Raw genomic sequence first — 6,460 nt, forward strand, 5'->3', positions numbered from 1 at the left:
CCCTTGCTGTGATCGGCAGGAGTTGGCCAGCCGATGGCATGGCTACCGCCCCTGAATTTCAGCCTCCAGTCTGCTGCTTTGTAACCAACGGGGATGGCGGAGAGGGTTCATGGATGACTCCGACGAGGCTTTGATTGCCATTCGGGTATGGTAACGAGAGAGGGACGCAGGGGAAGGGCGGGGTGATAAATGTTGGGGCGGGATCAACAAATTGGTCAGTACGGCAGGGGGGTGGCCCCTTGCCGGGGGAGAGAAGCTTGTTCAGGTGTGGGGAAGGGCCGCTGCCCCTCCCTCAGGCCAGTGCCAGCGACTGGCGGGCGCGCCACAGTCGCTCGTGTAAGAAGAACACGACCGTGTTGATGGCAGGCTCGATCATCGCCATCACGCCGCCGGTGAGCAGCTCGCCGCTCAGCAGGTAGGCGACGCCGAAGGCCACCGAGAAGTGCACAAGGGCGAAGCTGCTGGTCTTGGCCTGCAGGCTGTGGTGGGGCTTGAGCTTGTGCCAGCCGAGATCGTGGAAGTAGAAGGCGACCGTGTTGACGGCGGGTTCGATCAGGGCGATCAGGCTGGCGGTGAGCAGTTCACCGGTCAGCAGGTAAGCCACGGTGAAGGCCACGGTGAAGTGTAAAACGGCAAAGCTGATGGTCTTTTTCATGATGGCGGCTCCCTCTGGTGATAAGCAGAGTATCCCCCGAAACCCCATTAAATGAAAATTATTCTCGTCTAATGGTTGGATAGGGACGACCTATCAAGTGAGAACCTCCTCACCGGATTGGGGATTGCGCCCTGCCAAGGTGGCGGTAAAGTGATGTTTTTCCATGAAAAAGGAGATTTCATGACCATCAATGCCAACATCTATGTGCTGTTCATCCTGCTGCTGATGGGCATCGTCGGCGTCGTGGCCTGGCGACTGGCCCGCCGCAAGAGCAAGCATCCGGTGCTGATCACAGTGCTGTGCATGCTGCTCTGCCTGGCTCCCCCCGTCGCCCTGCTGGCGCTGCTTATTCTGGCGCTTTGGCGGGAGCTCCCCGCAGAGGTTGGCACCCGGCAATAACAGCCCCTCAAGCCACAACTGCCGCAGTAATAGAAAAGCCCCTCGCGGGGCTTTGTCGTTTTTGTGGCGGATGAACGGTCAGGCCTCGGCCTTGTTCAGCCACTCCACCTTGTACTGGGCGCCGGCGCCCTGGGCCAGCTTGGCACAGAGGGGTTTGAGGAAGGCTTCGATCTGCTCGTCCAGCAGCCAGGGCGGGCTCACTATCAGCATGCCTGAGCCGTTCATGCCCCAGTCGGCGGTCTGGCCGGCCACTTCCAGCTCGGCCACCAGGACGTTACCGAAGTTCTCCCGCTTGATGGCGCGCAGCATGTCGCGGGACTTGTCCGCCTCTTCACCCAGAATGGGATACCAGAGGGCATAGATGCCGGTGGCCCAGCGTTTTTGTGCCTTTTTCAGGGTATCGACTACCGCGAAGTAATCTTCCTTCAGCTCATAGGGCGGGTCGATCAGCACCAGGCCGCGGCGTGGCGTGGGCGGCAGCAGGGCCACCAGCCCCTCGAAGCCGTCACGGTGGTGGACGGCGACGCGGGGGTCGTAACCCATGTTGGCGCGCAGGTCTTCCACCTCGTTGTTGTGCAGCTCCATCAGCGCCAGCTTGTCCTGCTCGCGGGTGAGGCGGCGCGACAGCTCGGGGGAGCCCGGGTAGTAGCGCAGCTGGCCATCGATATTCATGTCGGCGATGACGTCCAGATAGGGGGCCATGGTGGACCACTGGGCCCGCTCATCCCACAGTCGGCCAATGCCATCGGCGTATTCCGCCTTCTTCTGGGACCAGTCGCCGCGCAGGTCGTAGAGACCGCCGCCGGCATGGGTATCCAGCACGATGAAGGGTTTCTCCTTCTTCTTGAGGGACTCGATGATCAGGGCCTGGACGGCGTGTTTCAGCACGTCGGCGTGGTTGCCGGCGTGAAAGGCGTGGCGATAACTCAGCATATTAGGTCTCTGAGGGGGCCCTGCTGGGCCCCCAGTAACAATAGATAGTTCAACAGGTTGCGGCTGTCGCCGCGAAACAGGGTTAGGCTGCGCAGGGTCTGCAGCAGCACCCCTTGTTGCAGTCGCTCCAGCTCCAGCTCGTGGGCCAGCATGGCCTGATACTCCTGCTCGCCGAGCCGCGCCTTGGCGCTCGAACGCAGGGTGCGCCAGGGGCCGAGCACCGCCTCGGTCTGCACCAGCGCCGGTTGCAGGTCGGTGAGATCCACCGGGATGCTGCTCTGATCAAGCCGGTGCAGCAACAGGGCCAGGTTGACGTTGCCCCCCAGTGCCTGCACGCTGAGCCAGTCCTGGCTGCGCGCGCCGTAAACCTCACCGCTCCAGTGCCAGAAGTCGAGCGGGCCCGGCAGTTCATGGGCGTCGATCCGCTCGCTCGTCATCAGCTGTTCGTCACGCAAGGAAGGCTTGCTCCATGGTTTCCAGCTCCTCACTGAGGCTCATCCACTCCAGCTCCACCCCTTCCAGCTCCTCCTTGATGGGGCCCTGGGACTTGAGCAACTCGGAGAGCTTCTGCTTGGCGCTCTCTTCATAGATGGCGGGGTCGGCCAGCTGCTCTTCCACCGCGGCCAGCTTGGCCTGCAGCTTCTCCATGCTGGTTTCGAGCTTCTCCAGCTTCTGGCGCAGCGGTCGGGTCGCTTGCCGGAACTCCGCCTCGCGCCGCTTCTGATCCTTGCGCGCCACCGCCGAGTTGGCGGAGACGACGCCGTCATCCTGTTTGGCGTTGGCCTCTTTCTCCTGCTCGCCGAGCCACTTGTGGTAGTCGTCCAGATCGCCGTCGAAGGCCTCGACCCGGCCACCGTGCACCAGATAGAAGTCATCTGTGGTGGTACGCAGCAGGTGACGGTCGTGGGAGACCACCACCATGGCGCCCTCGAAGCCTTGCAGCGCCATGGTCAGGGCGTGGCGCATCTCCAGATCTAGGTGGTTGGTCGGTTCATCCAGCAGCAGCAGGTTGGGCTTTTGCCAGGTGATGAGGGCCAGCACCAGCCGCGCCTTCTCGCCGCCGGAGAAGGGGGCCACCTTGTCGAGCGCCTTGTCGCCGTGAAAGCCGAAGCTGCCCAGGTAGTTGCGCAGCTCCTGCTCGGTCTTGTCCGGCGCGAGGCGCACCAGATGATCGAGGGGTGAGTCGTCCAGGCGCAGGGTCTCCAGCTGATGCTGGGCGAAGTAGCCGATGCTCACCCCGGCGCTCACTTCCAGCTTGCCGGAGAGCGGCGGATTGGAGCCCGCCAGCATCTTGATGAAGGTGGATTTGCCGGCACCGTTGCGACCGAGCAGGCCGATGCGTGAACCCGGTACCAGGTTGAGTTTGATCTTCTCCAGGATCACCTTGTCGCCGTAACCGGCGCTGAGGTTTTCCATGGCAATCAGCGGGGTCGGCAGGGCCGACGGCTCGCGAAACTCGAAGCTGAACTCGGAGTCGGCGTGGGCGGGCAGGATCTTCTCCATCCGCTCCATGGCTTTCAACCGGCTCTGGGCCTGGCGGGCCTTGGAGGCCTTGTAGCGGAAGCGATCCACATAGGATTGCATGTGGGCCATCTCCCGCTGCTGCTTCTCGTACATGGACTGCTGCTGGGCCAGGTGTTCGGCGCGCTGCAGTTCGAAGTCGGAGTAGCCGCCGCTGTATTCGTTGAGCTTGCCGTTCTCAATATGGATGATGCGAGTCACCACAGAGTCGAGGAAGTCGCGGTCGTGAGAGATGAGCACCAGCGTGCCCTGATAGCCCTTGAGCCACTTCTCCAGCCAGATGACGGCGTCGAGATCCAGGTGGTTGGTCGGTTCATCGAGCAGCAGCAGATCGGAGCGGCAGAGCAGCGCCTGGGCCAGGTTCAGGCGCATGCGCCAGCCACCGGAGAAGCTGCGCACCGGCGAGCCGAGCTGCTCGTCGCCAAAGCCGAGGCCGTGCAACAGCTCGGCGGCGCGGGCGCGAATGCTGTAGGCACCTATGGTGTCGAGCTTGCCGTGCAGCTCGGCCACCAGCAGACCATTGTCATCCCGCTCGGCCTGGGCCAGCTCGGCCTCCAGCGCGCGGAACTCCTTGTCGCCGTCGATCACGTAGTCGAGGGCGGAGCAGTCCAGCGCCGGGGTCTCCTGCGCCACCCCGGCAATCTGCCAGCCGGTGGGCAGGCTGAAGCTGCCGCTGTCGATGGCCAGCTCGCCCCGTACCAGTGCAAAAAAGGTGGACTTGCCACAGCCGTTCTTGCCCACCAGACCCACTTTGTGGCCGGGGTGAATGGTGGCGGATGCGTTGTCCAGCAGCTTGCGGCCGCCGCGGATCAGTTCGATTTGACTGGCAACTATCATGGATTGGTCTGCTTGGCTCAAATGAAGGAGAAAAACTGGCGCGGATCTTACGTGAAATGGCGCCGGTTTGCACTTTAGGTGCGGGCCTGCTACTAGCTGGCACCACAAAAACATGTCATAACAGAACTATCAATCAGGATGACGGTGGAGGCTAGCATGCTGCATATCAGGGACATCATGACGACCCGGGTCGCCACCGTATCCATGGACGACAGGTTGAGTGTCATCAAGGAGATCTTCGAGCAGGCCCACTTTCGCCACCTACTGGTGCTGGAGGAGGAGGAGCTGGTAGGGGTCATCTCCGATCGCGACCTGTTTCGCGCCATCAGCCCCTATCTCGACTCCGAGGCCGAGATGAGCCGCGACACCGAGACCCTCAACCGTCGCGCCCACCAGATCATGAGCCGCCACCCCATCACCATCGCTCCCCAGCTCACGGTGCGGGAGGGGGTCAAGCTGATGCTGGAGAAGAACGTCTCCTGCCTGCCGGTGCTGGAAAATGGCGCTCTGGTCGGCATCATCAGCTGGAAGGATCTGCTGCGCGCGGCCCTCGACAGCGACGCCTTCTAACCTGCCGGCACGGCTTGCAAGAGAATGAAAAAGGGCTCCGCGGAGCCCTTTGTTGTTGGCGGTCATGGCGCCTTGCCCCTCTGTCAGGGCAGCGGCTCCACCAGCAGGATATGGGAGTCATGCCCCGTCACCCGCACCTTGCTGCCGGCGAGCAGTGGCTGGCTGCAGCGCACCGTCCAGGCGGTGTCGTCCAGGTGTACCCGGCTCATCCCCTGAGTCACGTCATCCAGCAGCACCAGCTCGCGCCCCAGATACCCCTGCATCCGCTCGTTGATGGGGGCGGCGGCATCCTGCTCCGATCGATCCCGGCGGTGTTGCCAGCGCCACCAGGCCCAGGTGGTGAGCAGGGATTGCAGGGCGAACAGCAGCAGCTGGGCCTGCCAGCCGAAGGGCCAGACCAGCAGCAGCAGGCCCACCTCCAGCGCGGCGATGCCGGTCCAGAGCAGAAAGCCCACCGAGCCCAGCACCTCGATGGCCAGCAGCACGAAGCCGAGCCCCAGCCAGTGCCAATGGGTCAGTCCCTCGAACAGGGCTGTCATGACTTGCCGCCCTTGCCATCCTTGAACAGCTCGGCCATGCCGGCCACGGCGCCGATCAGGCTGCCCGCCTCCAGCGGCATCATCACCACCTTGCTGTTGGGGCCTTCACCGATGCGGGCCAGCGCCTCTGTGTATTTCTGGGCCACGAAGTAGTTGATGGCCTGCAGATCCCCTTCGGCGATGGCTTTTGACACCATGTGGGTCGCCTTGGCTTCCGCCTCGGCGGCTCGCTCCCGCGCTTCGGCGGCGAGGAAGGCGGCTTGACGCTCCCCCTCGGCTTTGAGGATCTGGGACTGCTTCTCACCTTCCGCTTTCAGGATCTTGGACTGGCGCACCCCTTCGGCTTCCAGCACCTCGGCCCGTTTTTGGCGCTCGGCCTTCATCTGGGCGTTCATGGCTTCGACCAGCGCCAGCGGCGGACGTACATCCTTGATCTCGATCCGGGTCACCTTGATGCCCCAGGGGGCGGTGGCCGCATCCATGGTACGCAGCAGCTTCTCGTTGATGGTGTCGCGTTGGGAGAGCATCTCGTCCAGCTCCATGGCGCCCAGTACTGTCCGCATGTTGGTCATGGTCAGGTTGCGGATGGCGCTGGTGAGATCGTTGACCTCATAGCCCGCCTTGCGGGCATCTACCACCTGCACGAAGCTGATGGCGTCTATGGTCACGTTGGCGTTGTCGCGGGAGATCACCTCTTGCGCCGGGATGTCCAGCACCTGCTCCATCATGATGATCTTGTGGCCGATGCGATCTATGTAAGGGATCAGCAGGTTGAGGCCGGGGGAGAGGGTGCGGGTGTAGCGGCCGAAGCGCTCCACGGTCCAGTTGTAACCCTGCGGCACTATCTTGATACCGGCGCTCAGGGTGAGAAGTACCAGAAACACGAAGATCCCCAGCACAATCAATGATTCATTCATCATTTAGCTCCTTATGAAACACTTTCACTAGCCTATGGCCTTGCGTGCGGCACCACAAGCGCCTTTGTCATCATACGGCTTTGTTAATT

Annotated in this window: 8 protein-coding genes; 2 read left to right on the forward strand and 6 right to left on the reverse strand. The window is 62.6% G+C overall.

From position 1 onward, the window contains the following. Positions 1–292: 292 nt before the first annotated feature. Positions 293–655 (reverse strand): DUF2061 domain-containing protein, encoded by a 363-nt coding sequence (locus tag CAK78_RS06870; RefSeq protein WP_094696797.1) that lies wholly within the window; start codon positions 653–655, stop codon positions 293–295. 180 nt (positions 656–835) lie between these two features. On the opposite strand from CAK78_RS06870, the gene CAK78_RS06875 reads away from it, so the two are divergent. After that, entirely contained in the window at positions 836–1,054 is a 219-nt protein-coding gene (locus CAK78_RS06875; protein ID WP_176452708.1) for a hypothetical protein, read from the forward strand. 78 nt (positions 1,055–1,132) lie between these two features. Here the strand turns inward: CAK78_RS06875 and CAK78_RS06880 are convergent, their stop codons facing one another. From CAK78_RS06880 to CAK78_RS06890, 3 genes are read right to left on the reverse strand one after another with little or no spacing between them, the layout of a single operon-like run. Then, the gene (locus CAK78_RS06880; protein WP_094696799.1) at positions 1,133–1,987 is read right to left on the reverse strand and encodes a 23S rRNA (adenine(2030)-N(6))-methyltransferase RlmJ; all 855 of its coding nucleotides are present in this window, start codon (positions 1,985–1,987) and stop codon (positions 1,133–1,135) included. After that, positions 1,981–2,442 carry a DUF2390 domain-containing protein gene (locus CAK78_RS06885; protein WP_176452709.1) on the reverse strand — a complete coding sequence of 154 codons (462 nt, stop codon included), beginning with the start codon at positions 2,440–2,442 and terminating at the stop codon, positions 1,981–1,983. Before CAK78_RS06885 ends, CAK78_RS06880 begins: the two co-directional genes overlap by 7 nt. Then, positions 2,435–4,345, reverse strand: a complete 1,911-nt coding sequence (locus tag CAK78_RS06890; RefSeq protein WP_094696800.1) for an ABC transporter ATP-binding protein — start codon at positions 4,343–4,345, stop codon at positions 2,435–2,437. The genes CAK78_RS06885 and CAK78_RS06890 overlap by 8 nt, the downstream gene beginning before the upstream one ends. Positions 4,346–4,501: 156 nt before the next feature. Here CAK78_RS06890 and CAK78_RS06895 point away from each other — a divergent pair, with 156 nt between their 5' ends. Beyond that, complete coding sequence (locus CAK78_RS06895) at positions 4,502–4,915, forward strand: CBS domain-containing protein (protein WP_005304756.1); 414 nt, start codon at positions 4,502–4,504, stop codon at positions 4,913–4,915. A gap of 83 nt (positions 4,916–4,998) precedes the next feature. Here CAK78_RS06895 and CAK78_RS06900 read toward each other — a convergent pair whose 3' ends face one another. Continuing rightward, positions 4,999–5,454 carry an NfeD family protein gene (locus CAK78_RS06900; protein WP_005304753.1) on the reverse strand — a complete coding sequence of 152 codons (456 nt, stop codon included), beginning with the start codon at positions 5,452–5,454 and terminating at the stop codon, positions 4,999–5,001. Then, positions 5,451–6,371 carry an SPFH domain-containing protein gene (locus tag CAK78_RS06905; protein ID WP_005304750.1) on the reverse strand — a complete coding sequence of 307 codons (921 nt, stop codon included), beginning with the start codon at positions 6,369–6,371 and terminating at the stop codon, positions 5,451–5,453. Before CAK78_RS06905 ends, CAK78_RS06900 begins: the two co-directional genes overlap by 4 nt. Positions 6,372–6,460 lie beyond the last annotated feature (89 nt).

It is taken from the genome of Aeromonas sp. A35_P (assembly GCF_002259925.1).
Lineage (GTDB): Bacteria > Pseudomonadota > Gammaproteobacteria > Enterobacterales > Aeromonadaceae > Aeromonas > Aeromonas dhakensis.

Excerpts from the sequence above, each read along its gene's own strand:
- CAK78_RS06870 (WP_094696797.1), bottom strand. The coding sequence starts at position 655 with ATGAAAAAGACCATCAGCTTTGCCGTTTTACACTTCACCGTGGCCTTC.
- CAK78_RS06875 (WP_176452708.1), top strand. The coding sequence starts at position 836 with ATGACCATCAATGCCAACATCTATGTGCTGTTCATCCTGCTGCTGATG.
- CAK78_RS06880 (WP_094696799.1), bottom strand. The coding sequence starts at position 1,987 with ATGCTGAGTTATCGCCACGCCTTTCACGCCGGCAACCACGCCGACGTG.
- CAK78_RS06890 (WP_094696800.1), bottom strand. The coding sequence starts at position 4,345 with ATGATAGTTGCCAGTCAAATCGAACTGATCCGCGGCGGCCGCAAGCTG.
- CAK78_RS06895 (WP_005304756.1), top strand. The coding sequence starts at position 4,502 with ATGCTGCATATCAGGGACATCATGACGACCCGGGTCGCCACCGTATCC.
- CAK78_RS06900 (WP_005304753.1), bottom strand. The coding sequence starts at position 5,454 with ATGACAGCCCTGTTCGAGGGACTGACCCATTGGCACTGGCTGGGGCTC.
- CAK78_RS06905 (WP_005304750.1), bottom strand. The coding sequence starts at position 6,371 with ATGAATGAATCATTGATTGTGCTGGGGATCTTCGTGTTTCTGGTACTT.